The following is a 24,959-nucleotide window of genomic DNA, read 5'->3' as shown; positions in this document are numbered from 1 at the left end:
CGGAAATGTTCTACCCCGCGTAGAATGGACGGTGGGCGCTGAGACGCCTGCCGCGCGCCAGGGGTGCGCGCCGGCACTGAGGGTGAGGACTGAGAGAACGATGGCAAGCCTGGGTGAACTCGAGCGTTCGGTGATGGACCTGCTGTGGTCGGCCACCGAGGCGTCCACCGCCAACGACCTCCGCGACCGGCTCGCCTCGAGCGAGGGCCCGGAGCACGCGAGCAAGGACCTCGCCGTGACCACCGTCCTGACCGTGCTCTCGCGCCTCGAGAAGAAGGGCCTCGTCGAGCGCGAGCGCGGCACGCGCCCGCACCGCTACCGGGCCGTCTCGACCCGCGAGGAGCACACCGCGCGGCTCATGCACGAGGCGCTCGGCACCGCGCCTGACCGCGAGGCCGTCCTCGCAAGGTTCATCGGCACGGTCACGGACGCCGAGGCCGCGACGCTGCGCAAACTCCTGGCCCGGGGCTGATGCTCGCCGCCGGGAGCCCTGAGTGCTCCTGACCGCGTACCTCCTCGCGCTGCTGGCCCTGGTCCTCGCGTGGCCGGTGCCGGTAGCGCTCTCGCGCGCCCGCTGGACGGCCCGCTCCCCCTTTGCCGCCATGGTCCTGTGGCAGTCGATCGCCCTCGCCGGCGGGCTGTCCATGATCGGCGCGATGCTGGTCTACGGGCTCGAGCCGCTCGGCGGCAACCTCGTCGCCGCCCTGCGGCGCGCAGCGACGATCGTCCTGGGCAACGAGAGCCCCGGCGAGGAGCTCCACTTCTGGCACCTCTTCGCCCTCTGCACGGCCGCGCTCCTGACCGTCCACCTCGTCTTCACGCTGCTGCTGACCTACGCGCGGATCGTGACCCAGCGGAGGCGCCACCGTGAGCTCCTCGCGCTCCTGAGCTCGCCCTCCGGCGCCCTCGACCGCACGTGGGTCATCAACCACCCCGCCCCCGTGGCCTACTGCCTCCCGGGCGGTTCGCGCTCCGTCACCGTGCTCTCCGATGGGCTCATGGAGGCCCTCGCGCCCGAGGAGCTCGCCGCCGTCGTGCGCCACGAGAAGGCCCACCTGACCCAGCGGCACCACCTGCTCCTGTGGGCCTTCGAGGCGTGGCGCGCCGCGCTGCCCTGGCTGCCCACGAGCCGCCTCGCGCGGGCCGCCGTGAACTCCCTCGTCGAGATGCTCGCGGACGACGTCGCCCGCCGCTCGACCCCCGACGCCGTGCTGGTCCGGGCCATCGCGCTCGTCGCCGTCGGCGGTGCGGACGACGGCGAGGGGCCGCCGGGCGGGCGCAGCGGCTCCCTGCCCGCCACGATGGACGAGGGGGAGGACGTCGACGTCGCCGCGCGGCTGAGCCGGCTCCTCACCCCCCGGCCGCCGCTCGGCAGGACCGCGACGGCCGGCGTGCTCACCGCCTCGGCCCTGCTCCTCGCGGTGCCGACCGTGCTCCTGCTCGCCCCGGGGATCCTCTAGGCAGAGCCGAGGGCTGGGAGCACGCGCTACGCGTCGATGCGCTCCGGGTTCTGCCGCTCGCGGCCGAGCGCTACGCGTCGATGCGCTCCGGTGTTCTGCCGCTCGCGGCCCAGCGCTACGCGTCGATGCGCTCGCGGTCGAGCTGGGAGCTACCCGTCACAATGAAGTCCTTGCGCGGGGCCACGTCCGAGCCCATGAGCAGCTCGAAGACCTCCTCGGCCCGTTGGGCGCTCTCGATCGTGACCCGGCGCAGGCTGCGGTGCCGCGGGTCCATGGTCGTCTCGGCCAGCTGGTCCGCGTCCATCTCCCCGAGGCCCTTGTAGCGCTGGATCGGCTCCTTGTACTTCTTGCCCTCGGCCTCGAGCCGCGCCAGGAGCCGGTGCAGCTCGGCCTCCGAGTAGGTGTAGACCATCTCGTTCGGCTTGGATCCGGGGTGGACGACCTCGACGCGGTGCAGCGGCGGGACCGCGGCGAACACCCGGCCCTGCTCGACCATGGGCCGCATGTAGCGGAAGAACAGCGTCAGGAGCAGCGTTCGGATGTGGGCGCCGTCGACGTCGGCGTCCGTCATGAGGATGACGCGGCCGTACCGCGCGGCCGCGAGGTCGAAGCTGCGGCCCGAGCCGGCGCCGACGACCTGGATGAGGGCTGCGCACTCGGCGTTGGAGAGCATGTCCCCGACCGAGGCCTTCTGGACGTTGAGGATCTTGCCGCGGATCGGCAGGAGCGCCTGGAACTCGGACGAGCGGGCGTGCCGCGCCGTTCCGAGCGCCGAGTCACCCTCGACGATGAACAGCTCCGAGCGCTCGGTGTCGTCCGTCCGGCAGTCGATGAGCTTGGACGGCAGGGTCGAGGATTCGAGGGCGGTCTTGCGGCGCTGCGTCTCCTTGTGGACCCGCGCGGTGATGCGCGACTTCATCTCGTTGACGACCTTCTCGAGCAGCACGGCGCTCTGGTTCTTCTCGCCGCGGGCCGTCGAGCTGAGCTTGGCGCCGAGCTCCTTCTCGACCACCTTCGCGACGATCTGGCGCACGGCGGGCGTGCCGAGGATCTCCTTGGTCTGCCCCTCGAACTGCGGTTCGGCGAGCCGCACCGTCAGGACAGCCGTCATGCCGGCGAGCACGTCGTCCTTCTCGAGCTTGTCGTTGCCGGCCTTGAGCTTGCGCGCGTTCGCCTCGACGGCCTTGCGGAAGACCTTGAGCATGGCGGCCTCGAAGCCGGCCTGGTGCGTGCCGCCCTTGGGCGTCGCGATGATGTTCACGAACGTGCGGATCGTCGTGTCGTAGCCGACGCCCCAGCGCAGGGCGACGTCGACCTCGCACGAGCGTTCGACCTCGGCGATGCGGCTGTGCCCCTGCTCGTCCAGCACAGGGACCGTCTCGTGGAAGGTGCCCGAGCCGTGGAGCCGCCACACGTCGGTGACTGGGGCGTCGATCGCGAGGAAGTCCACGAACTCGGAGATCCCGCCGTCGTGGTGGAAGACCTCCTCGTGCACGCCCGACTCCCCCGGCGTGCCGGGGAGGCGGCGCTCGTCGCGGACCGTGATCCGCAGGCCTGGGACGAGGAACGAGGTCTGGCGCGCGCGGGCCGCGAGCTCCTCGTAGGAGAACTTCGCGTCCGGGGTGAAGATCTGGGCGTCCGCCCAGTAGCGGATGCGGGTCCCGGTGACGCCGCGCTTGGCCTTGCCCACGACGTCGAGCACCGAGTCCTCGATGAACGGCTCGAACGGTGCGGCCGGGGTGGGCCGGCCGGCGTCCTTGAAGCGGCCGGGCTCGCCGCGGCGGAAGGACATCTGGTACGTCTTGCCGCCTCGGTCGACCTGGACGTCGAGCCGCGCGGAGAGGGCGTTGACGACCGACGCGCCGACTCCGTGCAGACCGCCGGAGGCCGTGTAGGACCCGCCGCCGAACTTGCCGCCGGCGTGCAGCTTCGTGAAGACGACCTCGACGCCGGTGAGTCCCGTCTTGGGCTCGACGTCGACGGGGATGCCGCGGCCGTCGTCGTGCACCTCGACCGAGCCGTCAGGGTGGAGGATGACGGCGATCTCGTGGCCGAACCCGGCGAGGGCCTCGTCCACCGAGTTGTCGATGATCTCCCAGAGGCAGTGCATGAGGCCGCGCGAGTCCGTCGAGCCGATGTACATGCCCGGGCGCTTGCGCACCGCTTCCAGCCCCTCGAGGACGGACAGATGCCGGGCGGTGTATTCAGAACTCGGTGCCACGCGGTCGGGACTCCTTCTTGGCGGGTCGAACAGGCCTGCCGGCACGCGGCAGGGTATGGTCACAAGGCTAGTCGGCTTCGGGTCGGGGAACCGCACGCCACCCGGCGTCACGCCCCTCAACGGTACTGCCGCTTCTCTTCCGTTGCCGAACTGCAATACGCCGCGAGCGAAAGTTGCGCATTCTTGGCACGTTTCCGGGCAACGACGGTGTTAGATGTAGTGACCGTGTAAGACCACCCGGTTGTTGTGAAGGAGGCTGAGATGACTGCAGCACTGGCGGACCGCACCCTTACTGCGGCGGATCGTTGCGACCGCTGCGGCGCCCAGGCCTACGTACGAGTGGTCCTGGAATCGTCCGGCGGAGAGCTCCAATTCTGCGCACACCACGCCCGCGCCGTCGAGGGAACCCTTCGGCCGCTCGCGTCGCACTGGCAGGATGAGACCGGAAGGCTGACCGAGAAGGCCGCCCTCTCCGAGGACTGAGCAGACGCCGCCCGGGCCGAACGGCCAGGGGCACATGCGAAAGGCCCGGACACCGACTGTGTCCGGGCCTTTGCGCTGCCCTGCCGCTCCTAGTCGAGGTAGTCGCGGAGCACCTGGGAGCGGGACGGGTGCCGCAGCTTCGACATCGTCTTGGACTCGATCTGGCGGATCCGCTCGCGCGTGACGCCGTAGACCTTGCCGATCTCGTCGAGCGTCTTGGGCTGCCCGTCGGTGAGCCCGAAGCGCATGGCCACGACGCCGGCCTCTCGCTCGGAGAGCGTGTCCAGGACGGAGTGCAGCTGCTCCTGCAGGAGGGTGAAGCTCACCGCGTCGGCCGGGACCACGGCCTCGGAGTCCTCGATGAGGTCGCCGAACTCGGAGTCGCCGTCCTCGCCCAGCGGGGTGTGGAGCGAGATCGGCTCGCGGCCGTACTTCTGGACCTCGACGACCTTCTCAGGGGTCATGTCGAGCTCCTTGGCGAGCTCCTCCGGGGTGGGCTCCCGGCCGAGGTCCTGCAGCATCTGGCGCTGGACGCGGGCGAGCTTGTTGATGACCTCGACCATGTGCACGGGGATGCGGATCGTGCGGGCCTGGTCGGCCATGGCGCGCGTGATGGCCTGGCGGATCCACCACGTGGCGTACGTGGAGAACTTGAAGCCCTTCGTGTAGTCGAACTTCTCGACGGCGCGGATGAGGCCGAGGTTGCCCTCCTGGATGAGGTCCAGGAACAGCATGCCGCGGCCGGTGTAGCGCTTGGCGAGGGAGACGACGAGGCGCAGGTTCGCCTCGAGGAGGTGGTTCTTGGCCCGCTCGCCGTCGTGGACGATCCGCTCGAGGTCGTGCCGGTACTGGGGGTCGTAGCTGGCCCCCTCCTCGTCGAGCTTGTGCCGCGCGAAGAGCCCCGCCTCGATGCGCAGCGCGAGGTCGACCTCCTGCTCCGCGTTGAGCAGGGCCACCTTTCCGATCTGCTTGAGGTAGTCCTTAACCGGGTCGGCGGTGGCGCCCGCGCTCGTGACCTGCTGGACGGGGGCGTCGTCTTCGTCGGCGTCCGAGATGACCATGGCCGAGGAGCCCGGCTTCGCGTCCTTGCCCTCGGTCTCGAGGGCCTCATCCTCGGCAGCGATCTCGCCCTCGTCGGGGGTGACCGAGTCGAGGTCCTGCTCCTCGACGACGTCCTCGGCCGCGTCGCCCTCGGGCTTGGTCGCGTCCGCCTTGCCCGTGGTGTCCTTGGCGGCCGCGCCTCGGGCGGGAGCCTTCGCCTTGGACGCGGCGGGCCTGCCCGCCGACCGCTTGGCCGCGGTGCGCGTGCCAGCGCTCTGGGCCGAGCCGTTCACGGTCGCCATCTCGGCGGTCTCTTTATCCGTGGGGGGCGTCACGATTACCTTCCTGCCGCAGTGCCAGTGCCACCCTGCGGGCAACACCACTATGACCCTGTCAAGTCCGAAGTGCGGCGCGTGCGCCTCACCGGACCGAAGGGTCGTGCATGCTTAACCCCCCAGCGCCCGAATTCGTTCCCCGTGGGGGCGAAATGAACGGCTTCCGGTGCTCGGACCCAACCGGGTCTGGCGTCCATTTTCTCATGAAGCCGGGGCCTCGTCCTTCACCGCCCCGCACGGGCCCGTTCATTGCCCCTTCACCGTCCCGTCACGGCCGACCCATCACAGCGGGCTCCGCCTGTCCCGGCCGTCCCGGCCCCGCCCGGCCCGGCCCGGATCATGCTGCCCGCAACCTGCCGGGCCGCGGGCCCGGCTTCCCCGCCCCCCGGCTCCCCCGGCTCACGCCGCGGAGGGCCCGCGCCAGGCAGCGTCCCCTCGCCGGGCCCAGCCCGAAAGCTCGCCGTGGTCCACAAATCGCCTGAGCAGCTGGGCGAGCCGGTAGCCGGGGTCGGCGCTCAGGGCCCGCTCGAGGTAGCGCAGCGACTGCCCTCCCCTGCCCCGTGCCCACTGGATCCAGGCGAGGAGGGAGAGGGCGGGAGCCCGCACCTCCGGCTCCTCCATCTCCGCCAGACGCCGGCAGATCCGGCCGAGCTGCTCGATCCGCCCCCAGTCGGGTGCACTGTCGGTGTGCCCGAGGAGCACGGCGCCGAAGACCGAGTCCGGGCCGGCGCCGGGCGAGTCCACGCGGGTGCCCGGCGAGTCCACGCGCGGGCCACCCTCCGGAACGGCCTCATCCCACGCCTGCTCGCACTGGGACCCCCGGCGCCAGACGCTGAGGGCGGCCAGAGCCTGCTCGGCGGGAACGCCTCCGGGCAGCGCCGGCGGAACCCCCTCGGCCGCGGCGGCCCGGAGGCTGGCGGTGGCCCGGAGGCTGGCGGTGGCCCGGCTCCCGCGCCAGGCGGTGCCGGCGTCCGCGGCGGCCGCCACGACCACTGCGTCGCGCAGGGCTGGCCGGGCGAGGGTCACCGCGAGGAGCCTGAGCCGCTCGGAGGTGGCGTGGGAGGCGTTCTCCAAGACCTCGTCCCACGCCGCGAGTGCTGCCGTGAAGGCCAGGGGGTCCCACCAGCGCCCGGGATCGTCGCGGTAGCGCTGCAGCTCGGCCGAACGGGCCGCCGGAGGGAGCAGCCGCATGCGCGGCTCGGGGATCTCGGGCGGGCCGTAGGAGCTGCCGCGGTACACCATCTCTGCGCCCACGCGCCCGGTGCGGAGCTCCTCGACGCTGTGGCCGGGCCAAGGGCAGCAGTGGAAGTCGGTGCACAGGACAGTCCGCCAGTGTGTGGCCCCGACGATCCAGGCGTCCAGCACGGGAAGCCCAGAACCGTCGAGCCGTTCGCCGACGGCCGCAAGGAGGGAAGAGTGCGGGGGCCTGCCGACCTCCGGCCATGCCGCGTCGGTGTACAGGGCCAGGACGACGCCCTCCGCCTCGGAATCGGAGCACACGTAGTCGCCGACCTTCTCCGCGAACCGGCCGAGGCCTCCTGCTCCGGGGGCGGGCAGGCTGGCCCGCAGGATGGGCCCGAGCCTCCCCCGGCCCACGGTGACCGCGACGAGGCTCTCAGCGGGCCACTCGCCCAGCGCGTGCGGGATGTACGCGAGGACGTCCCCGGGGCTGCGGACGGTGAGGGGCTCCTGCGGGGGCTCGGGTCCCTCCGGAAGGTCGGGCCGGACCGGGGCAACCGGAAGCGACATGCCGGGCGGGCCCGTCAGGCCTCCCCCTGCCACGGGCAGAGCGGGCCCCAGGGGCTCCGAGGGGCGGCTGGCGGGGTCGGGCTGCTTGATGCTGTCCATGCGGCCAGTCTCATGCGGCCCGCCACGGCGCGGGCCGGTCGGTGCTCCCATGTGGATGACACGCCCAGACGGACGGCTGGGGAGGAGAAGTCAGCCCCTCCGGCTCCGGGAGGCCGCCCAGACCTCGCGCAGCGGTGCCACGCGGATCCCCTGGGCGGCCAGGTTCCGGCGCACCTTCCGCCGGACGCCGAGGATCGCGACCGCGCCCGCGCCCATGACCACGAGCTGCACCGCGAGCGCCACCCTGAAGGCGTCGAGGCTGTACAGGCCCTCTGGGCTCAGCCCGAGCGCGTGCTGCAGGTCGAGCAGGTAGCCGATGAGGAACATCGTCGCGAGCGCGGCGACGAACCCGCCCGAGTTCACGATCCCCGTCGCGGTGCCGAGGCGGTGCGAGGGGTTGAAGGTGCGCGCGAAGTCGAAGCCGATCATCGAGCTCGGCCCGCCGAGGGCGAGGATCGCCACGAGGGCTGCCATGAGCCACAGGGGTGCCCGGCCCGGGACGAGCAGGACGGCGGCCCACGCCGCCGCCGTCAGGCCCGTGATGGCGAGGACGAGGGTGGAGCGCCGCAGCGGGTGCCGCGACACGAAGCGCCCCATCGGCGGCCCCGCGAGGAGGGCGACGACCACGAAGAAGGACATGAGGCCCGCCGCCTCGGCCGTGCTGTAGCCCTGGCCGGCGAGCATGAACGGGAACCCCCACGCGAGCGCGAAGACCGTGCCGCTGAACTGGACCGTGAAGTGGCTCCACAGCCCGAGCCGCGTCCCCGGCTGGCGCCACGCTGCGGCGAGCACCTCCCGCGTGCCCTCTGGCGGGCCGTCGTGCCCGGCCTGCCGGCCGGGCGGCGCGTTCCGCAGGAGGGCCAGGACGAGCACGATCACGACGACCGAGAGGGACGCGAGGGAGAGGAAGGCCGGGGTCCAGCCCCACGCGTGGACGAGCGCCAGGAAGGGGATGACGCTCACGAGCTGGCCGAGCTGGCCGATCATGCCCGTGAGCTGGCTCAGCACCGGCGCGCGCCGGCCCTCGAACCATACGGGGACGAGCCGCAGCACGGAGACGAACGTCATCGCGTCCCCCATGCCCACGAGCATCCTGCCGATGATCCCGGTCACGACGGACTCGGCGACGGCGATCTGGAGCTGGCCGAGCGCCATGAAGGTGGCGCCCACGGTGACCATGATGCGCGTGCCGAACCGGTCCACGAGCAGGCCCACGGGGACCTGGAGCGAGGCGTAGACGATGAGCTGGATGACGGTGAAGGCCGAGAGCAGGGCGCCGCCCGCGTGGAACCGCTCCGTGGCCTCGAGGCCGACGACGCCGAACGACGTCCGCTGGACCACCGCCACGAGGTAGGCGGCGACGCCGATCCCCCACACCAACCACGCCCGCCAGCTGTTCACCCGCTCGATCCTAGTCGGCCGGGCGGACCCTCCCGGGGCTCCCGCCGTCGTAGCCGCCGTGCGAGGCGAGGTACGCCTCGGCAGCGGCGCCGAGGTCCTCCGCCGTCGGCAGCTCGTCCTCGGGGCCTGCAAGGAGCGAGCGGAGCGGGAACTCCTCGGAACGGTCGTCGAACCGCTTTTCAAGCCCCGCGACGAGCTCCCGGATGTCGGCGGACCCGGACACCTGCTCGGCGACCTGGCGCCCGACCTCCCGCGCCGCCTCACGGAGGCGGTCGCTCGGGAGCATGAGCGCGGACGCGGCGCCGAGGTGCTCGAGGCCCGTCACAGCCGCGGCCGGGTACTCGGCCTCGGCGAGGTAGTGCGGGACGTGGACGACGAAGCCCGTCACGTCGCGGCCCGCCTCGATGAGGCGCAGCTCGAGGATGTGGCCGACGGAGGCCGGGAACTCGACGGTGGGCTTCCACCGCGAGATCCGCTCGACGAGCTCCTGCCGGGTGCCGTGGACGGTCACGCCGAGCGGCCGCGTGTGCGGGACGGGCATGGGGATCGCGTGGAGCCACAGCACCGACGAGACGTCGAGCTGCTCGACGAGTCCGACGACGGCGCGCGCGAACCGCTCCCACTGCAGGTCGGGCTCGGGGCCCGCGAGGAGGAGGTAGGGCCGGCCGAGCCCGTCGGCGAGCCGGTAGAGGGCGAGCCGCGGCGGCTCGTAGCCCTCGAGGTGGTCCTCGGCGAAGCGGATCCTGGGCCGGCGGGAGCGGTAGTCGAGCAGCTGGTCGACGTCGAAGGCCGCCACTGCGCCGTCGGACTGCTCGCGCACGAGCTCGTCGACGATCTGGCGGACGGCGTGCCCGGCGTCGGCGAAGCCGGTGAAGCCCATGATGAGCGGCAGGCCGCGCAGCGCGGCGTCCTCGGTCAGCTCGGGGGCGGCGGAGTACAGTCCGGCCGGCTCCTGCAGGGGCCCGGTCACGGGGTCGATCACGGTGGAATCCTCTCTGGCCTAGCTGTCGGCCCTCGCGGGACAGTCTGGAAGAGTCCAACGTGGGCCAGCCTTCGATCATTCCACGAGCGGCTACGATCGGTAGGACCTGAAGCAACCGCAGCGAAATACTTCAAGAGCGCGGCGACAAGGACCCCGGCGCCGCGCAGAATCGAGGCCACCGACGTGTTCAGCAACCGCGAAGTCACCCTGAGCGCCATCGCCAAGGACCTCCGCAAGACTCCGAGCGACGTCCTCGTCGTGGGCGTCGCGGCCGGGCCCGACGGCCCCGTCCTGCTCGAGAGCCCGCTCAGCGCGCGCGACGCCGAGGCCATCGGCTCGACCCTGAGGGCCCTCGGGGTGACGGGGTCCGCGGACCAGCTCCACCGCCTCCCGGGGCTGCCCGAGCTGGGCACGGACGTCATCGCGCTCGCGGGCGTGGGCAGGCTCGACGACGGGGCCGTGCCGAGCGCCGAGCAGCTGCGGCGCGCCGCCGGCAGTGCCGTGCGGCAGCTCGCGGGGAGCGACACCGTGGTCCTCGCCCTCCCGGCCCCGGGCGCGGCGGAGCTGGGCGCCGTCGCCGAGGGCGCGGCCCTCGGGGCGTACGCCTACACGGAGCACAAGACCGTGACGCCGGACGGCCCGAAGGAGAACGTGCGCCGCGCCGTCGTCTACTCCCCGGCGGCGGGCACTCCGGCGGCCGACGACGCCCTCGCTCGCGCCGCCGTCGTCGGCGCCGCGGTCAACGCCACGCGCACTCTCGTGAACATGCCGCCGAGCCAGCTCTACCCCGAGACGTTCGCCGAGGCGGCCCGCGAGCTCGCGAAGGGCCTTCCGGTCAAGGTGACGGTCTGGGACGAGAAGCGGCTCGCGAAGGAGGGGTTCGGGGGCATCCTCGCCGTCGGCCAGGGCTCGGCCCGCCCGCCCCGGCTCGTCAAGCTCGAGTACACGCCGGCCAAGGCCACGCGGCGCGTCCACCTCGTGGGCAAGGGCATCACCTTCGACACCGGCGGCATCTCGATCAAGCCCGCGGCCCAGATGGACCAGATGAAGAGCGACATGGCGGGCGCCGCGACCGTGCTCACCGCGCTGCTCGCGGCCGCACGGCTGGGCCTCGGTGTCTCCATCACGGCGTGGCTGTGCATCGCCGAGAACATGCCCTCGGGCACAGCGCAGCGGCCCGCCGACGTCATCACCGTGCGCGGCGGGAAGACCGTGGAGGTGCTCAACACCGACGCCGAGGGCCGGCTCGTCATGGCGGACGGGCTCTCGGCCGCGAGCGACGAGGAGCCCGACGCGCTTATCGACGTCGCGACGCTCACCGGCGCAGCGCTCATCGCGCTCGGCACGCGCACGGCGGGGGTCATGGGCGACGACGCCGTCACGCGCCCGCTGCTCGACGCCGCTGCCGCTGCGGGCGAGCCCGCCTGGCCCATGCCGCTGCCCGAGGAGCTCCGCGCGGGCCTCGACTCCGCGACGGCCGACATCGCGAATGTCGGCGAACGGCCCGGGGGCATGCTCACCGCGGCGATCTTCCTCCGTGAATTCGTCGGCACCCGCGCCGACGGCAGTCCCGTGCCGTGGGCCCATATCGACATCGCGGGCCCCGCCTTCAACACCGGCTCCGCCTACGGCCACACGCCGAAGCAGGGAACGGGCGCCACGGTCAGGACCCTCGTGGGCTACCTCGAGGCCCTCGACGGCGCGTCCCAGGCCTGAGCCGGAGGGCCTGACGCCACCCGGCGTCAGGCCCTCTTTTCATATTGCGAAATTGAAAGTCCGCCAAGTGGAAGTGCTAGAGTTCCCGTGACTCTGGCCACAAGCCCGGTGACATTCGATCCGGGAAGGTGGAGCATAGTCCGTCGGGGGGATAGGGTTTCCCCTGATACCGGGCCTGCGCGGACCGCCGCGGGCACAACTGTCATATCTGACGGCGGAACGCCGTCCACAAGGCGAGGAGCGTCCACGTGGCCGACCAGGCAACTGCGCAGGAATTCGACATCTTGGTCCTCGGCGGCGGGAGTGGCGGCTACGCCACGGCGCTGCGCGCCGTCCAGCTCGGCCTCACCGTCGGCCTCGTCGAGAAGGCCAAGCTCGGCGGCACGTGCCTGCACAACGGCTGCATCCCGACAAAGGCGCTCCTCCACTCGGCCGAGCTTGCTGACCACGCCCGCGACTCCGCGAAGTACGGCGTCAACGTCACGCTCGACAGCATCGACATCAGCGCCGTCAACGCGTACAAGGACGGGATCGTCGCCGGCAAGTTCAAGGGTCTCACGGGCCTCATCAAGTCCAAGGGCATCACGGTCATCGAGGGCGAGGGCCGCCTCACCTCCGCGGACACCGTCACGGTCAACGGCACGGCGTACAAGGGCAAGAACATCGTCCTCGCGACCGGCTCCTACTCGCGCAGCCTCCCGGGCCTCGAGATCGGCGGCCGGGTCATCACCTCGGACCAGGCCCTCGAGCTCGACTACATCCCGCAGAGCGCGATCGTGCTCGGCGGCGGCGTGATCGGCGTCGAGTTCGCCTCGGTCTGGAAGTCCTTCGGCGTCGACGTCACGATCATCGAGGGCCTGCCCTCGCTCGTGCCCAACGAGGACGAGGCGATCGTCAAGCAGCTCGAGCGCGCGTTCAAGAAGCGCGGCATCAAGTTCAACACCGGCACCTTCTTCCAGGGCGTCGAGCAGAACGACAGCGGCGTCAAGGTCACCCTCGTCGACGGCAAGACGTTCGAGGCCGACCTCCTGCTCGTCGCCGTCGGCCGCGGCCCGGTCACGGCGAACCTCGGCTACGAGGAGGCGGGCATCACGATCGACCGCGGCTTCGTCATCACGAACGAGCGCCTCCACACCGGCGTCGGCAGCGTCTACGCCGTCGGCGACATCGTCCCCGGTGTCCAGCTCGCCCACCGCGGCTACCAGCAGGGCATCTTCGTCGCCGAGGAGATCGCCGGCCTCAACCCGGTCGTCGTCGAGGACGTGAACATCCCCAAGGTCACGTTCTGCGAGCCCGAGATCGCCACGGTCGGCTACACCGAGAAGGGCGCCAAGGAAAAGTTCGGCGACGACCAGGTGCAGACCCAGGAGTACAACCTCGCGGGCAACGGCAAGAGCTCGATCCTCGGCACGGGCGGCATCGTCAAGGTCGTGCGCCAGAAGGACGGCCCCGTCGTCGGCGTGCACATGATCGGCTCCCGCATGGGCGAGCAGATCGGCGAGGCGCAGCTCATCGTCAACTGGGAGGCCTACCCGGAGGACGTCGCCCAGTTCGTCCACGCGCACCCGACGCAGAACGAGACCCTCGGCGAGGTCCACCTCGCCCTCGCCGGCAAGGCGCTCCACGGCTGAGCAGCCCCGAGACATTCGCACGAGAAAAGAACTAAGGAGTACGGGGACACATGTCTGAGACCGTCAACCTGCCTGCGCTCGGGGAGAGCGTCACCGAAGGAACCGTCACCCGCTGGCTCAAGCAGGTCGGCGACCGCGTCGAGCTCGACGAGCCGCTCGTCGAGGTCTCCACCGACAAGGTCGACACCGAGATCCCGTCGCCCGTCGCGGGCGTCCTCGAGGAGATCCTCGTCGGCGAGGACGAGACCGCCGAGGTCGGCGCGCCCCTGGCCCGCATCGGCGACGGCGCCGGTGCCGGCAGCGCGCCCGCCGAGGCCGCCCCGGCCCAGGCTGCGCCTGCCGAGGAGGCGCCCGCACAGGAGGCACCGGCCCCGGCTGCCCCCGCCGCAGAGGCCCCGGCCCCGCAGCAGGCCGCCCCGGCCGAGGAGCCGGCGGAGCCCGCCTCGGCGCAGGCCGCCCCCGAGGGCCACGAGGTCACTCTCCCGGCCCTCGGCGAGAGCGTCACGGAGGGCACGGTGACCCGCTGGCTCAAGGCCGTCGGCGACGCCGTCGAGGTCGACGAGCCGCTCCTCGAGGTCTCCACCGACAAGGTCGACACAGAGGTCCCCTCCCCCGTGGCCGGCACGCTGCTCGAGATCCGCGTGAACGAGGACGAGACCGCCGAGGTCGGCGCCGTCCTCGCCGTCGTCGGCTCGGGTGCCCCGGCGCAGGCCGCTCCAGTCGCCGAGGCCCCGGCCCAGGCGGCCCCGGCCCCGGCTCAGGAGGCCCCCGCCGCCCCCGCCCCGGCGGAGGAAGCCCCCGCCCCGGCCCAGGAGGCTCCGGCGCCGCAGGCTCCGGCGGCCCCGGCACCGCAGGCGCCGGCACCGCAGGCGCCCGCGCAGCAGGCCCCGGCTCAGGGTGGCGAGTCCGGCTACGTGACCCCCCTCGTGCGCAAGCTGGCCAATCAGCACGGCATCGACGTCACGACCCTCACGGGGACCGGCGTCGGCGGCCGCATCCGCAAGCAGGACGTGCTCGCCGCGGCCGAGGCCGCCACGGCTGCGCAGGCCGCCCCCGCTCCGGCCGCGCCTGCCGCCGCCCCGGCGAAGGCGGGCCCCTCGGTCGCCCCGTCGTCGCTGCGCGGCACGACCGAGAAGGCCCCGCGCATCCGCCAGGTCATCGCCCGCCGCATGCGCGAGTCCCTCGACACGTCGACCCAGCTCACGCAGGTCCACGAGGTCGACATGACCAAGATCGCGAAGCTCCGGGACAAGGCCAAGGGCCAGTTCCTCGCGCAGAACGGCACCAAGCTCACCTTCCTGCCGTTCATCGCGAAGGCGGTCGCCGAGGCGCTCAAGCAGCACCCGAAGCTCAACGCCGAGTACGACGAGGCGCAGCAGCAGATCACGTACCACAACGCGGAGCACCTCGCGATCGCGGTGGACACCGAGAAGGGCCTCCTCGTCCCGGTCATCCAGGACGCCGGCAGCCTCAACCTCGCGGGCCTGTCCGCCAAGATCGCGGACGTCGCCGACCGCACGCGCAAGGGCAAGATCGGCCCGGACGAGCTCTCCGGCGGCACGTTCAGCATCACGAACATCGGCTCGGTCGGGGCGCTCTTCGACACCCCGATCATCAACCAGCCGCAGGTCGCGATCCTGGGCACGGGCGCGATCGTGAAGCGCCCGTGGGTCACCCAGAACAGCGAGGGCGACGACGTCATCGCCGTCCGCTCGATGATGTACCTCTCGCTCACGTACGACCACCGTCTCGTGGACGGCGCGGACGCGGGCCGCTTCCTGCAGACGCTCAAGGCGCGCCTCGAGGAGGGCGCCTTCGAGGCCGACCTCGGCCTCTGAGCACCGCGCACGACGCCGGCGGCGCCCGTCCCCAGGGACGGGCGCCGTCGCCGTTTCCCGGCAGTCTGGCGGGGCCGGCATTCGTTATGCACTTGGGATCCGCCGCGCCCGCGCCCGGCCGATCGCGCCTCTCCCCGCCACTAGACTCGAGACCATGACAATCGTCTACAACATCGTCGTCTTCGTGCACATCGTGGGTGCGGCCATGATCATCGGCCCCTGGATCGCGAACATGAAGCAGCCCACCGTCGGGCCGCGGCAGTTCGACGGCGCGATGACTCAGCTGCTCACGGGCATCATCCTCATGGGCCTCATCCCCGTCCTCGGCCAGACCGAGGAGGCCTTCGCCGACCCGAACTACCCCAAGCTCATCGTCAAGTTCGCCGTCGCCGTGATCGTCGGCGCCCTCGCGTTCGTCGGCAACCGCAGGCGCAAGGCGGGCGAGACGGTCGCGCCCGGGCTCGCGCACGCCGTCGGCGGCCTCGCCCTCCTCAACGTCGCGATCGCGACCCTCTGGAACTAGCCAGGGCACCGCGGCACACGGCCCCGGCCGCCGGCGTCACGCCCGGCGTCCGGGGCCGTCCTGTACCCGGCCTGGGCCCGGGTATGCCTAGGATGGGCGAGGACGGCGCAGTCCCTTTCCGGCTTCGCCGCGGCACACCGACCACGCACGCAAGGAGCACGCATGGCTACCATCCGCAACGCGCACACCATCTGGCAGGGCAACCTCTTCGAGGGCGCCGGCGAGACCACCTTCGACTACTCGGGCATCGGCACCTACGACGTGACCTGGAAGGCGCGCACCGAGGACGCCCGCGGCAAGACCAGCCCCGAGGAGCTCCTCGCTGCCGCGCACTCCGCGTGCTTCTCGATGGCCTTCAGCAACGAGCTCGACAAGGCCGGCTACAAGGCCGAGCGCATCGAGACGAAGTCGGAGGTCGGCTTCCAGCCGGGCGAGGGCGTGACCGGCAGCAAGCTCACGGTCTCGGCCCGCATCCCCGGCATCGCCGAGGACGAGTTCCAGAAGATCGCCGACGCCGCCAAGTCCGGCTGCCCGGTGAGCCAGGCGCTCTCCATCCCGATCACACTCGAGGCCACGCTCGAGTCCTGATCCACGTCTCGGCCGACGGCGATCCTGTCGCCGCGGCCGGCGGCCCGCAGGGGCCCCAGCGCCCGGAGTGCCCCGGGCTCTGGGACGCACGAAGGCCCCTTCCGCACCGGCGTGCGGAGGGGGCCTTCGTGCGTCGCCGGCCGGACAGGGCGGGGCTCAGCCCTCGAGGGCCGGGACAGGCTCGGCGCCGGCCAGGGCCTGCGGCCGCGGCGGGAGCGGCGCGGGGCGGAGCGAGCGGTAGCCCTCCCGCGCCGGCGGGCGCTGGGTGGGGATCTCGACGAGCATCTCCTTGAGCACCCCGATGCCCTGCTCGAGCTGCGGATCGATGCCGGCCGCGTAGGCGTGCGGCGGGTAGGGGACCTCGATGTCCGGCTCGACGCCGGCGTTCTCCACGCCCCAGCCGACGCCGTCCTCGAACCACGTCGCGTAGCGCGGCTGCGTCACGCCCGTGCCGTCGGCGAGCCGGAAGCGGTTGTCGATGCCGACGACGCCGCCCCACGTGCGCGTGCCCACCACGGGGCCGATCCCGCGCAGCTTGGCCACCTGGGTGATGATGTCCCCGTCGGACCCGGCGAACTCGTCCGCGAGGATCACGACCGGGCCGCGCGGGGCCTGCCGCGGGTAAGTGCGCGGCTGCTCGCCGCGGGGCATGCTCCAGCCCGTGACGCGGCGGCCGATGAGCTCCGCGACGAGCTGGGACGTGTGCCCGCCGCGGTTGCGGCGCACGTCGACGACGAGCGCGTCGAGGGCGGTCTCGGTGTCGAGGTCGCGGTGCAGCTGGGCCCAGCCGCGCGCGGCCATGTCGGGCACATGGAGGTAGCCGAAGCGGCCGCCGGAGGCCTCGCGGACGAGCCGGCGGTTCGCCTGGACCCAGTCCTGGTAGCGCAGCCGCTCCTCGTCGCGGATGGGCACGACGGCGATGCGGCGGCTCTCGCCGGCCTCGGCACCGTGGGCGGGGCCGTTGAGAACGGTCAGCTCGACGACCTTCCCCGCGGCCCCGACAAGGGCCATGGCCGGGCCGAACTCGGGGGTGAGCGGCACGCCGTCGACCTCGAGGAGGCGGTCCCCGGCGCGGACGTCCGCGCCGGGCGAGGCCAGGGGCGAGGACGCGAGCGGGTCGGAGGACTCGTTGGCGAGCACGCGCCGCACCACCCAGCCGCCGTCGAAGTCGAACTCGCCGCCGAGCCGGCCCTGGCCGCCCGCCCCGGGCTCGGTCACGGGCGCCGGGGTCACGTAGGCGTGAGACGTCCCCAGCTCGCCGTGCACCTCCCACAGGAGGTCGACGAGGTCGTCGTGGGAGCCGAGCCGGGCGACGAGGGGACGGTACCGGTCCGAGACCTCGTCCCAGTCGGTCCCGGCCATGTCCGGTGTCCAGAAGAAGTCGCGCTGGAGCCGCCAGGCCTCGTCGAAGGCCTGCGACCAGACGTAGACGGGATCGAGCCGGACGCGGATCCGGTCGAGGTCGACGGCGATGTGCTCGCTGTGCCCGTCCTCGGCGGCCGACGAGCTCGGCACGCTGTGCACGGCCCTGTCCCGCACGTACACGACCCGGGACCCGTCGCCGCTGATCCGGTAGGCGTCGAGGGCCGAGACGAGCGTCGTCTCGACGCCCGAGACGAGGTCGAGACGCTGCAGGGTGGGCGGCGTGTCCTTGTCCCCCGGCTTCGCCTTGCCCTCGCCCGTGGCTCCGGCGAGGTCCTGGGAGAGCCACAGGAGCGCGTCGGGAGCCGCGGAGAGGCGCGAGTAGTTGCCCTGCCGGACGGGCAGGGCCACGATCCGGTGCTGGATCCCCTCGAGGTCCACCGTCACGCGGGGCGGCGCGGACGACGGCGGGGCGGCGGCTTCGGCGTCGTCGGCCCCGCGGCCCTCGGCCGCGCTCCCCGCTCCGCGGCCTGCGTCCCCGAAGTCCGCCACGCGCGGGCCGAACGGGCTCGCCTTGGTGGCCTCGAGCGGGACGATGTACGGCTTGATCGGGCTCGGGAACGAGAGGTCGAACGAGTGGCCGTCGTACACCGGGTCGAAGCTGCGGCCCGAGAGGAAGGCGAGGTACGCGCCGTCGGGCGTGAATGCCGGGGACGCGTCCCAGAAGCGCCCGTCGGTGACGTCGGCGATCGTCCCGGTCGAGCATTCGGCGAGGCGGATCTTCGACCGCGCGCCGAACGCCGTGACGGGCTCGCTCCAGGCGAGCCACCGCGAGTCGGGGCTCCACGCGAGCTGCTCGACGCTGCCCTCCTCGACGCTGCTCAGGGTCGTCGCGGTGCCGGACGCGACGTCGACGAGGTGCACTTCGCCGAAGGCCGTGCCGACCGCGATGAGCGTGCCGTCGGGGCTTGGGACGAGCTCCGCCGCGCGGCTCGGCGTGGGGAGCGCGATGCGGCGCAGGCGCGGGAGCGAGTCGGCCGTCACCTCAGGGTCCGGCGGCGCGCTCTCCCGGCCGGGCACGACGTATGAGCGCGAGCCCGCCGCGGCCGGGGCACGCAGGCCCGCGGAGAATGTGCCCGTCTGGCTCCCGGAGGGCGCGGCCGCGTCGTCGCCCCTCGCCGCCTCGTCTCCACCGTCTCCGCCCGCGCCGGGTGCGCCGGGCTGGCCCGGCTGGCCCGTCGTGGACAGCGCCGAGACGGGAACGGGGAGGCCGTCGCCGCCGTCGAACTCCACCCTCGCGGGCCCGCCGTCGCGCTCCGCCGCGGTGCGGGTCCCCGCCGCGGCGGCACGGGCCGCGGCTTCGGCGCCCGCGAGGCGCTTGATGAACAGCCCCTCCTCGCCCTCGTGGTCCGCGATGTATGCGACGGCGTCCGAGCCGAGCGGGCGGGCGAGCCGGGCGCGCACGCCCGGCGTCGCCTCCACGACGCGGGAGGGCCCGTCGCGGTGCGCGAGCCAGTGCACCGTGCCATGCGATTCGACGACGCTTGCGCGCCCATCCGGGGTCGGCACGACCTCGCCGAGGTGGCGGGACACCGCGAGCGGGACGGGGCGGCGCGAGGTGGAGGCCGAGGCGAGCGCCACGTCCAGACGGCGGGGCTCGGCGTCGAGGCCGTCCAGGAGCCAGAGCTCGCCGGCGGACTCGAAGGCGATGCGGCTGCCGTCGGTGGTCGCGTGCCGCACGTAGAAGCGGTCAAAGTCGGTGTGCCGCCGCAGGTCCTGGCCGAGCCGGTCCACGGAGTACAGGTTGCCGACGCCCTCGTGGTCCGAGAGGAAGGCGATCCGGCCGTCGATCCACATCGGGTCGCAGAGGTTGCCCTCGAGGCCGGGGACGAGCAGGCGGAACTCGCCGCCGCCGTCGGGGTCGATCCAGAGCTTCCCCGCCGCGCCCCCGCGGTACCGCTTCCAGGAGGCGGGCTCGCGCGTCAGGACGCTCCCGACGACGACGGGCCGCTCGTCCCCGACGCGGGGGCCGAAGGCGACGGAGTCCACCGGCCCGTAGGGCAGCTCCTCGAGCCAGCCGCCGTCGAGGGGCACGGTGTACGCGTGCGTGTGCCGCGAGTCCGGCTGGTTGTGGGCGCTCGTGACGACGACGCGGCCGCCGGGCTCGAAGCCCTTGACGCGGGTGGTCGAGTGACCGAAGTAGGTGAGCTGGCGGAAGCCGCCGCCGTCCACGTCCGCCGAGACGACCTCGGGCGCGCTGCCCTGCACCACGGTCCAGACGACCTTCGACCCGTCGGGGGCGAAGCGGGGGTTGCGGGCCGGGAGCCGGAGCGCGGACAGCCGCCAGGCGCGGCCGCCGGACACGGGCGCGAGCCAGACGTCGTCCTCGGCCACGAAGGCCACGAGGTCCCCGTGCACATGGGGATAGCGGAAGTAGCTGGAGCCAGTCATCCTCCGATCATAGGCAGGCCGCGCGCTCGCTCACGCCGCGAGGACGCTGGCCACGCGCCAGCGTCCGTCGACGCGCTCGAGCACGACCCGCAGGTCCTGGTCGCGGCCGGCTGGCCTCTCCCCCACGGGTGCGCCCGCGGCGTCGAGCACGGTGTAGCCGCTCGTGACGATGCGCACCCGCACGACGGCGCTGCCGGGCGCCGCCCCGGGCGCCGGGTCCGGCTCGAGCGACGCCGCGGTCACGCTCGCGCGGAAGCCCTCGAGCCGCTGGCCGTCCCGGGCGAGCCCGTCCGCCAGGGCCGCGTCCCCCGCGGCCGCCGGGGAGCCCGGGACGCTCACGGCCTCGAGCAGGGGACGGTCGGCGGCGGCGATGGCCCGGGCCCGGATGTCCGAGAGGGCCTGGACCGCGCGCACCGGGTCGTCGGCCTCGGCGGCCGTGCGCAGCTGCTCGGGGAGGGCGTCCCATCCCGCCGCGCCTTCGGCGGGACGCCCGCCGTCGGAAGCCGGCGCATGCGCCGCGGTGGTGGTCACCCCGCCAAGCGACGCCGCCCACCACCCGCCGGCGACGAGGGCGACCAGGACGAGGAAGGCGGTGCAGGCCCGCAGCACTGCGGCGCGCGAGGCCAGCCCGCGGGCGTCCGGGGCCCGGTGGGTCCTCGGCGATCGGGCGTCGGCCTCGGCGCCGAAGAGCGGCCGGCGCCGGGGCCGGCGGAGGCGCGCGAGCGGCCAGCGCCCCGGCGGCGGCGGCTGCACGCGGGTGAGCAGCTCGGGGATGACGGCTGCGTCCACCGCGGGGGCGAGGTCGACCGGCTCGGCGCGGGCACTGCGGAAGAGGGCGTGCGCGAACTCGGCGGCGGTGGGGCGTGCGAAGGGCTCCTCCCGCAGGGCCGTCTCGATGGCCGCGGCGAGCTCCGCCGGGACGTCCTCGACGAGGAGGCTGAGCGGTGGCCGGGCCGACGTCGGCTGCGGGGGCGAGCCTGTGAGGCAGAACCACGCGAGCGCCCCGAGGGAGAAGACGTCCCGGGCGGCGGTGCGCACGTGCTCCTCCTCCGGCGCCCTCGGCACCGGGTCGGCGAAGCCGGGCGTGCCGGCGTCGGCCGCGGACGCGTCTCCGACCATGCGGGCGAGGCCGAAGTCGGAGAGCAGCGGCTTGCCCTGGGCGGTGAACAGGACGTTCCCGGGCGAGACGTCGCCATGGACCGTGCCCTCGGCGTGGAGCGCGCCCACCGCCTGCGCGACTGGCGCGACGGCCGTCACCGTCTCGCCCACGCCGAGCCGCCCGCGGGCGGCGAGGAGCCGCCCGAGCGAGCCGCCCGCCGCGTAGTCGGCCAGGAGCGCGATTGTGCCCTCCCCGCTTCCCCCACCGGCGACGTCCGTGGGACCGTGTGCCCCGCCCTGCACGGCAACGGCGTCGCGGACCGCGAGGACGTGGTCGTGCGGCTTGGCCCCCGCGATCCGCAGCTCGCGCCGCGCCGCCGAGAGGGCCTCGGGCTCCGCGGCAGTGCCACGGGCGATCACCTTGGCGGCGAGGGCCCGGCCCGTCGCCGCCTCACGCACGAGCCACACGTGTCCCGCCGCCCCCGTCCCGAGATGGCGCACAACGTCGTAGCCCGGCAGGGCGGGCGGCTCCGGCTGGTCCGCGCTCGGCGGCTGCCCGGGGTGCGGCTGGGTCTCCATGGCTCATGTCTACCGCAGACCCGCAAGGTGCCGCAGAAGTTATCCACAGGCCGGTGCGACGTTCGCCACACTGCCGGGCTGGGGCCCGGGGCGGAGGGCTAAGCTGGACGGCATGACTCTTGCGTTCACCCGGCTGGGGTTCGCGCCGGACTACGTCGACTACGAAGCCGGCCTCGAGGCGCAGCGCCAGCTCCACGACGACGTGGTGGCCGGCAACTCCCCCAGCACCGTCCTCCTCCTCGAGCACGCCGCGGTGTACACCGCGGGCAAGCGCACTGAGGAGCACGAGCGTCCCCTCGACGGGACCCCCGTCGTCCCCGTCGACCGCGGCGGGAAGCTCACGTGGCACGGCCCGGGGCAGCTCGTCGGGTACCCGATCGTCCGGCTCAGGGAGCCCCGCGGCATCCGGGCCTACGTCGAACTGCTCGAGGACGTCATGATCACCGTGATCTCGGAGTACGGGATCAGGGCCGAGCACGTCGACGGCCGCTCGGGCGTCTGGGTGCGCGCGGATTCCCGCGGCGGCGACCGGAAGATCGCGGCCATCGGCATCAGCGTCCACGACGGCGTCACGGGCCACGGGTTCGCGATCAACTGCAACAACAGCCTCGAGCCGTACGCGCAGATCATCGCGTGCGGCATCACCGACGCCGGGACCACCACCATCTCGGCCGAATGCGGGCGTGACGTCAGCCCCAGCGACATCGTCGACCGGATCGCGGAGGAGCTCTCCCGCCGCCAGGACGAATTCGTCGCCGCCGGCATCGCCGCGCCGGAAGGAGCCCTCGCGTGACCCTCGCCCCCGAAGGACGCCGCCTGCTGCGCATCGAAGCACGCAACGCCCAGACGCCCGTCGAGCGCAAGCCGGACTGGATCAAGGCCAAGGTCCAGATGGGACCGGAGTTCGTCCAGCTCAAGAACCAGGTCAAGAAGGAGGGGCTGCACACGGTCTGCGAGGAGGCCGGCTGCCCCAACATCTTCGAGTGCTGGGAGGACAAGGAGGCCACGTTCCTCATCGGCGGCTCGGAATGCACCCGGCGCTGCGACTTCTGCCAGATCGACACGGGCAAGCCCTCCCCGCTCGACCGCTTCGAGCCGACCAAGGTCGCCCGCAGCGTGCAGTCGATGAACCTGCGCTACGCGACCGTCACCGGGGTCGCCCGAGACGACCTCGAGGACGAGGGCACCTGGCTCTACGCCGAGACGATCCGCAAGATCCACGAGCTCAACCCGGGCACCGGCGTCGAGATCCTCATCCCGGACTTCTCCGGCAAGCCCGAGCACATCGCCGCGATCTGCGACGCCGCCCCCGAGGTGTTCGCGCACAACGTCGAGACCGTCCCGCGCATCTTCAAGAGCATCCGCCCGGCGTTCCGCTACGAGCGCTCGCTCGACGTGATCACGCAGGGCCGGGACCGCGGCATGGTCACGAAGTCCAACCTCATCCTCGGCATGGGCGAGACCCGCGAGGAGGTCTCCGAGGCCCTGCGCGACCTCCACGAGGCCGGCTGCGACCTCATCACCATCACCCAGTACCTGCGCCCCTCCGAGCGGCACCACCCCGTCGAGCGCTGGGTCAAGCCCGAGGAGTTCGTCGAGCTCTCCCAGGAGGCCGAGGAGATCGGCTTCCTCGGCGTCATGAGCGGCCCGCTCGTGCGCTCCTCGTACCGTGCCGGCCGCCTCTGGGCGACGGCGATGCGCAAGAAGGGCCTGCCGATCCCCGCGCACCTCGCGCACATCGAGAGCTCCGGCACGACCCGCCAGGAGGCCGCGACCCTCGTCGCCGCCCGCCAGGGCTGACAGGGTCCGCACAGCCGGAACAGCATGCGGAGCACACGGCGCGCGGCGCCCATCGGGACCCCGTCCTGGGGCGCTCGGACGGGCGCCGCGCGCTCGAGCGTCCCGTAGAATTGAGGGACTATGGCCAAGCGCACCGACACCCCCAGCACGCCCTCGGGGAATCCCAAGGACATCAAGCCGAAGAAGGAACGCTTCAAAGGCTTCAAGCAGTTCATCCAGGTCTTCCAGATGACCCGGAAGGCCGACCCGAATGCCGTCTGGCTCATGGCGCTCGTGTTCCTCGCCGTCACCGGCGTGAGCCTGCTCATCGGCTTCCTGCTCGACAACTGGATCACGGGCCTCATCATCGGCATCCCGCTGGGCCTGCTCGGCGCCGTCTTCATCCTGAGCCGCCGCGCGGAGCGTGCTGCGTTCAGCCAGATCGAGGGCCAGCCCGGCGCTGCCGGCGCGGCGCTCAGCACCCTCCGCCGCGGCTGGATCGTCGCCGAGGAGCCTGTCGCCGTCAACCGCATGCAGGACGTCGTGTTCCGCGCGATCGGCCGCCCCGGCGTCGTCCTCGTGACCGAGGGCCCCAGCACGCGCGTGCGCCAGCTCGTCGACGAGGAGCGCAAGCGCCTCGCCCGCATCCTCCCGAACGTCCCGATCCACGTCATCGAGACCGGGCGCGACGAGGGCCAGACCCCGCTGCGCGGCGTCGCGAAGGCCATGCAGAAGCTCAAGCCCGAGCTGACCAAGGTGGAGGTCGCGGCCGTGGACAAGCGGATCGCGTCCCTCGGCCCGCGCATGCCGATCCCCAAGGGCATCGACCCCCGCCGGGTCCGGCCGGACCGCCGCGCGATGCGCGGCCGCTGACGCTACCCCTGACACGCACGAGGACCCTGGGCACCGCCCGGGGTCCTCGTCTGCTCTGGGCCGGTCTGCTCTGGGCCTTCGGTCTCTTGGCGAGGGCCAGTCTTTTCTGGGCCGAAGGAGTCAGAGGCGGACGACGACGGTCCCGGCCGCCTTGTCGTGGAGGCCGCGCTGGTCCGGGTCGAAGATGACCGCGGGGATCACGAGGCACAGCAGGACCGTGCGGAGGGCCGCTGCGGGCAGGGACACCCGCCCGCCATCGAGGCGCTCGACGCGCAGGCCCGCGATCCGGTGACCCAGGCTGAAGCCGGCGAGACCGACGAGGAGGACCTGCTCGACGGCGAAGACCCCCAGCGTGGCCATGGCGTCGCCGCCGAAGAACGCGCCCGAGATCGCGAGGGACGCTGCCCAGTCGATGCACAGGGCGAGGACACGCCGGCCGGGGCGCCCGATGGAGCCTGGCCCGGCAGTAGGCTTGCCGAGGCGCCGCCCGGGATAGTCGCCGTCGGACGACGGCGCGCCGCCGAGCCAGGAGCCGATGTCTTTGCGCTCGATCACCGCTCCAGTCTAGGGCGCGTGGCGCGCTGGCCACGCGCCGGGCAGGCCGCTAGCGTTTACACACGACAGCCTTCTGTAACCTGCCTGAAACAATACGGACACGGCCGGGAAATGCCCCATTCGTAGGCTGGAGCCCGTTGCAGCGAGGCGTCCGGCGCCGCGCAGGCTGCGCGCGCCGTGATTGCGCCCGGCCAG

Annotated in this window: 19 protein-coding genes; 11 read left to right on the top strand and 8 right to left on the bottom strand. The window is 72.9% G+C overall.

Going from position 1 to position 24,959, the window contains the following annotated elements; all coding sequences use genetic code 11:
• Positions 1–100: 100 nt before the first annotated feature.
• Positions 101–472: a BlaI/MecI/CopY family transcriptional regulator gene (locus tag ACUYMY_RS07775; protein ID WP_481703023.1), complete on the top strand. Its 372-nt coding sequence runs from the start codon at positions 101–103 to the stop codon at positions 470–472.
• Between the two features lie 22 nt (positions 473–494).
• Positions 495–1,460: a M56 family metallopeptidase gene (locus tag ACUYMY_RS07770; RefSeq protein WP_481703022.1), complete on the top strand. Its 966-nt coding sequence runs from the start codon at positions 495–497 to the stop codon at positions 1,458–1,460.
• 115 nt (positions 1,461–1,575) lie between these two features.
• Here ACUYMY_RS07770 and ACUYMY_RS07765 read toward each other — a convergent pair whose 3' ends face one another.
• Positions 1,576–3,681 (bottom strand): DNA gyrase/topoisomerase IV subunit B, encoded by a 2,106-nt coding sequence (locus ACUYMY_RS07765; protein ID WP_481703021.1) that lies wholly within the window; start codon positions 3,679–3,681, stop codon positions 1,576–1,578.
• 261 nt (positions 3,682–3,942) lie between these two features.
• Between ACUYMY_RS07765 and ACUYMY_RS07760 the strand changes: the two genes are divergently transcribed.
• Positions 3,943–4,164 (top strand): DUF7455 domain-containing protein, encoded by a 222-nt coding sequence (locus tag ACUYMY_RS07760; RefSeq protein WP_481703020.1) that lies wholly within the window; start codon positions 3,943–3,945, stop codon positions 4,162–4,164.
• A gap of 89 nt (positions 4,165–4,253) precedes the next feature.
• On the opposite strand, the gene ACUYMY_RS07755 is transcribed toward ACUYMY_RS07760, so the two are convergent.
• The 4 genes from ACUYMY_RS07755 to ACUYMY_RS07740 all read right to left on the bottom strand — a co-directional run bounded on the left by ACUYMY_RS07755 (position 4,254) and on the right by ACUYMY_RS07740 (position 9,771).
• A complete protein-coding gene (locus ACUYMY_RS07755) occupies positions 4,254–5,540 on the bottom strand; it encodes an RNA polymerase sigma factor (protein ID WP_481703019.1) in 1,287 nt (428 codons plus the stop codon).
• A 399-nt stretch (positions 5,541–5,939) separates the two neighbouring features.
• On the bottom strand, positions 5,940–7,388 hold the full coding sequence (locus ACUYMY_RS07750) for a DUF4192 family protein (protein ID WP_481703018.1): 1,449 nt from the start codon (positions 7,386–7,388) through the stop codon (positions 5,940–5,942).
• A 90-nt stretch (positions 7,389–7,478) separates the two neighbouring features.
• Entirely contained in the window at positions 7,479–8,789 is a 1,311-nt protein-coding gene (locus ACUYMY_RS07745) for an MFS transporter (RefSeq protein WP_481703017.1), read from the bottom strand.
• A gap of 10 nt (positions 8,790–8,799) precedes the next feature.
• Entirely contained in the window at positions 8,800–9,771 is a 972-nt protein-coding gene (locus ACUYMY_RS07740) for a proteasome assembly chaperone family protein (protein WP_481703016.1), read from the bottom strand.
• A 183-nt stretch (positions 9,772–9,954) separates the two neighbouring features.
• Between ACUYMY_RS07740 and ACUYMY_RS07735 the strand changes: the two genes are divergently transcribed.
• From ACUYMY_RS07735 to ACUYMY_RS07715, 5 genes are all read left to right on the top strand, one after another.
• Complete coding sequence (locus tag ACUYMY_RS07735; RefSeq protein ID WP_481703015.1) at positions 9,955–11,487, top strand: leucyl aminopeptidase; 1,533 nt, start codon at positions 9,955–9,957, stop codon at positions 11,485–11,487.
• Positions 11,488–11,735: 248 nt separating this feature from the next.
• Positions 11,736–13,118 (top strand): dihydrolipoyl dehydrogenase, encoded by a 1,383-nt coding sequence (gene lpdA / locus ACUYMY_RS07730; RefSeq protein ID WP_481703014.1) that lies wholly within the window; start codon positions 11,736–11,738, stop codon positions 13,116–13,118.
• A gap of 50 nt (positions 13,119–13,168) precedes the next feature.
• Positions 13,169–14,956, top strand: coding sequence for a 2-oxoglutarate dehydrogenase, E2 component, dihydrolipoamide succinyltransferase (sucB, locus tag ACUYMY_RS07725; RefSeq protein ID WP_481703013.1), 1,788 nt, complete (start codon positions 13,169–13,171; stop codon positions 14,954–14,956).
• A 154-nt stretch (positions 14,957–15,110) separates the two neighbouring features.
• Positions 15,111–15,479 carry a hypothetical protein gene (locus ACUYMY_RS07720; protein ID WP_481703012.1) on the top strand — a complete coding sequence of 123 codons (369 nt, stop codon included), beginning with the start codon at positions 15,111–15,113 and terminating at the stop codon, positions 15,477–15,479.
• 162 nt (positions 15,480–15,641) lie between these two features.
• Positions 15,642–16,067, top strand: a complete 426-nt coding sequence (locus tag ACUYMY_RS07715; RefSeq protein WP_481703011.1) for an OsmC family peroxiredoxin — start codon at positions 15,642–15,644, stop codon at positions 16,065–16,067.
• 156 nt (positions 16,068–16,223) lie between these two features.
• On the opposite strand, the gene ACUYMY_RS07710 is transcribed toward ACUYMY_RS07715, so the two are convergent.
• Positions 16,224–19,880 (bottom strand): S41 family peptidase, encoded by a 3,657-nt coding sequence (locus tag ACUYMY_RS07710; RefSeq protein ID WP_481703010.1) that lies wholly within the window; start codon positions 19,878–19,880, stop codon positions 16,224–16,226.
• Positions 19,881–19,910: 30 nt separating this feature from the next.
• The gene (locus ACUYMY_RS07705; protein WP_481703009.1) at positions 19,911–21,557 is read right to left on the bottom strand and encodes a serine/threonine-protein kinase; all 1,647 of its coding nucleotides are present in this window, start codon (positions 21,555–21,557) and stop codon (positions 19,911–19,913) included.
• Positions 21,558–21,669: 112 nt separating this feature from the next.
• On the opposite strand from ACUYMY_RS07705, the gene lipB reads away from it, so the two are divergent.
• The 3 genes from lipB to ACUYMY_RS07690 all read left to right on the top strand — a co-directional run bounded on the left by lipB (position 21,670) and on the right by ACUYMY_RS07690 (position 24,209).
• On the top strand, positions 21,670–22,350 hold the full coding sequence (lipB, locus tag ACUYMY_RS07700) for a lipoyl(octanoyl) transferase LipB (protein WP_481703008.1): 681 nt from the start codon (positions 21,670–21,672) through the stop codon (positions 22,348–22,350).
• Positions 22,347–23,357: a lipoyl synthase gene (lipA, locus tag ACUYMY_RS07695; RefSeq protein ID WP_481703007.1), complete on the top strand. Its 1,011-nt coding sequence runs from the start codon at positions 22,347–22,349 to the stop codon at positions 23,355–23,357. Before lipB ends, lipA begins: the two co-directional genes overlap by 4 nt.
• Positions 23,358–23,477: 120 nt before the next feature.
• Positions 23,478–24,209, top strand: coding sequence for a DUF4191 domain-containing protein (locus tag ACUYMY_RS07690; RefSeq protein ID WP_481703006.1), 732 nt, complete (start codon positions 23,478–23,480; stop codon positions 24,207–24,209).
• 120 nt (positions 24,210–24,329) lie between these two features.
• On the opposite strand, the gene ACUYMY_RS07685 is transcribed toward ACUYMY_RS07690, so the two are convergent.
• Complete coding sequence (locus tag ACUYMY_RS07685; RefSeq protein ID WP_481703005.1) at positions 24,330–24,764, bottom strand: RDD family protein; 435 nt, start codon at positions 24,762–24,764, stop codon at positions 24,330–24,332.
• Positions 24,765–24,959: the final 195 nt, after the last annotated feature.

It is taken from the genome of Sinomonas sp. T428B (assembly GCF_056780155.1).
This window is presented reverse-complemented; position numbering and strand designations above follow the sequence as displayed.

What these genes read in the sequence shown, in the direction of transcription:
- sucB (WP_481703013.1), top strand. Translation starts at nt 13,169, where the DNA reads ATGTCTGAGACCGTCAACCTGCCTGCGCTCGGGGAGAGCGTCACCGAA.
- ACUYMY_RS07690 (WP_481703006.1), top strand. Translation starts at nt 23,478, where the DNA reads ATGGCCAAGCGCACCGACACCCCCAGCACGCCCTCGGGGAATCCCAAG.
- ACUYMY_RS07710 (WP_481703010.1), bottom strand. Translation starts at nt 19,880, where the DNA reads ATGACTGGCTCCAGCTACTTCCGCTATCCCCATGTGCACGGGGACCTC.
- ACUYMY_RS07720 (WP_481703012.1), top strand. Translation starts at nt 15,111, where the DNA reads ATGACAATCGTCTACAACATCGTCGTCTTCGTGCACATCGTGGGTGCG.
- ACUYMY_RS07715 (WP_481703011.1), top strand. Translation starts at nt 15,642, where the DNA reads ATGGCTACCATCCGCAACGCGCACACCATCTGGCAGGGCAACCTCTTC.
- ACUYMY_RS07775 (WP_481703023.1), top strand. Translation starts at nt 101, where the DNA reads ATGGCAAGCCTGGGTGAACTCGAGCGTTCGGTGATGGACCTGCTGTGG.
- lipB (WP_481703008.1), top strand. Translation starts at nt 21,670, where the DNA reads ATGACTCTTGCGTTCACCCGGCTGGGGTTCGCGCCGGACTACGTCGAC.
- ACUYMY_RS07705 (WP_481703009.1), bottom strand. Translation starts at nt 21,557, where the DNA reads ATGGAGACCCAGCCGCACCCCGGGCAGCCGCCGAGCGCGGACCAGCCG.
- ACUYMY_RS07760 (WP_481703020.1), top strand. Translation starts at nt 3,943, where the DNA reads ATGACTGCAGCACTGGCGGACCGCACCCTTACTGCGGCGGATCGTTGC.
- ACUYMY_RS07750 (WP_481703018.1), bottom strand. Translation starts at nt 7,388, where the DNA reads ATGGACAGCATCAAGCAGCCCGACCCCGCCAGCCGCCCCTCGGAGCCC.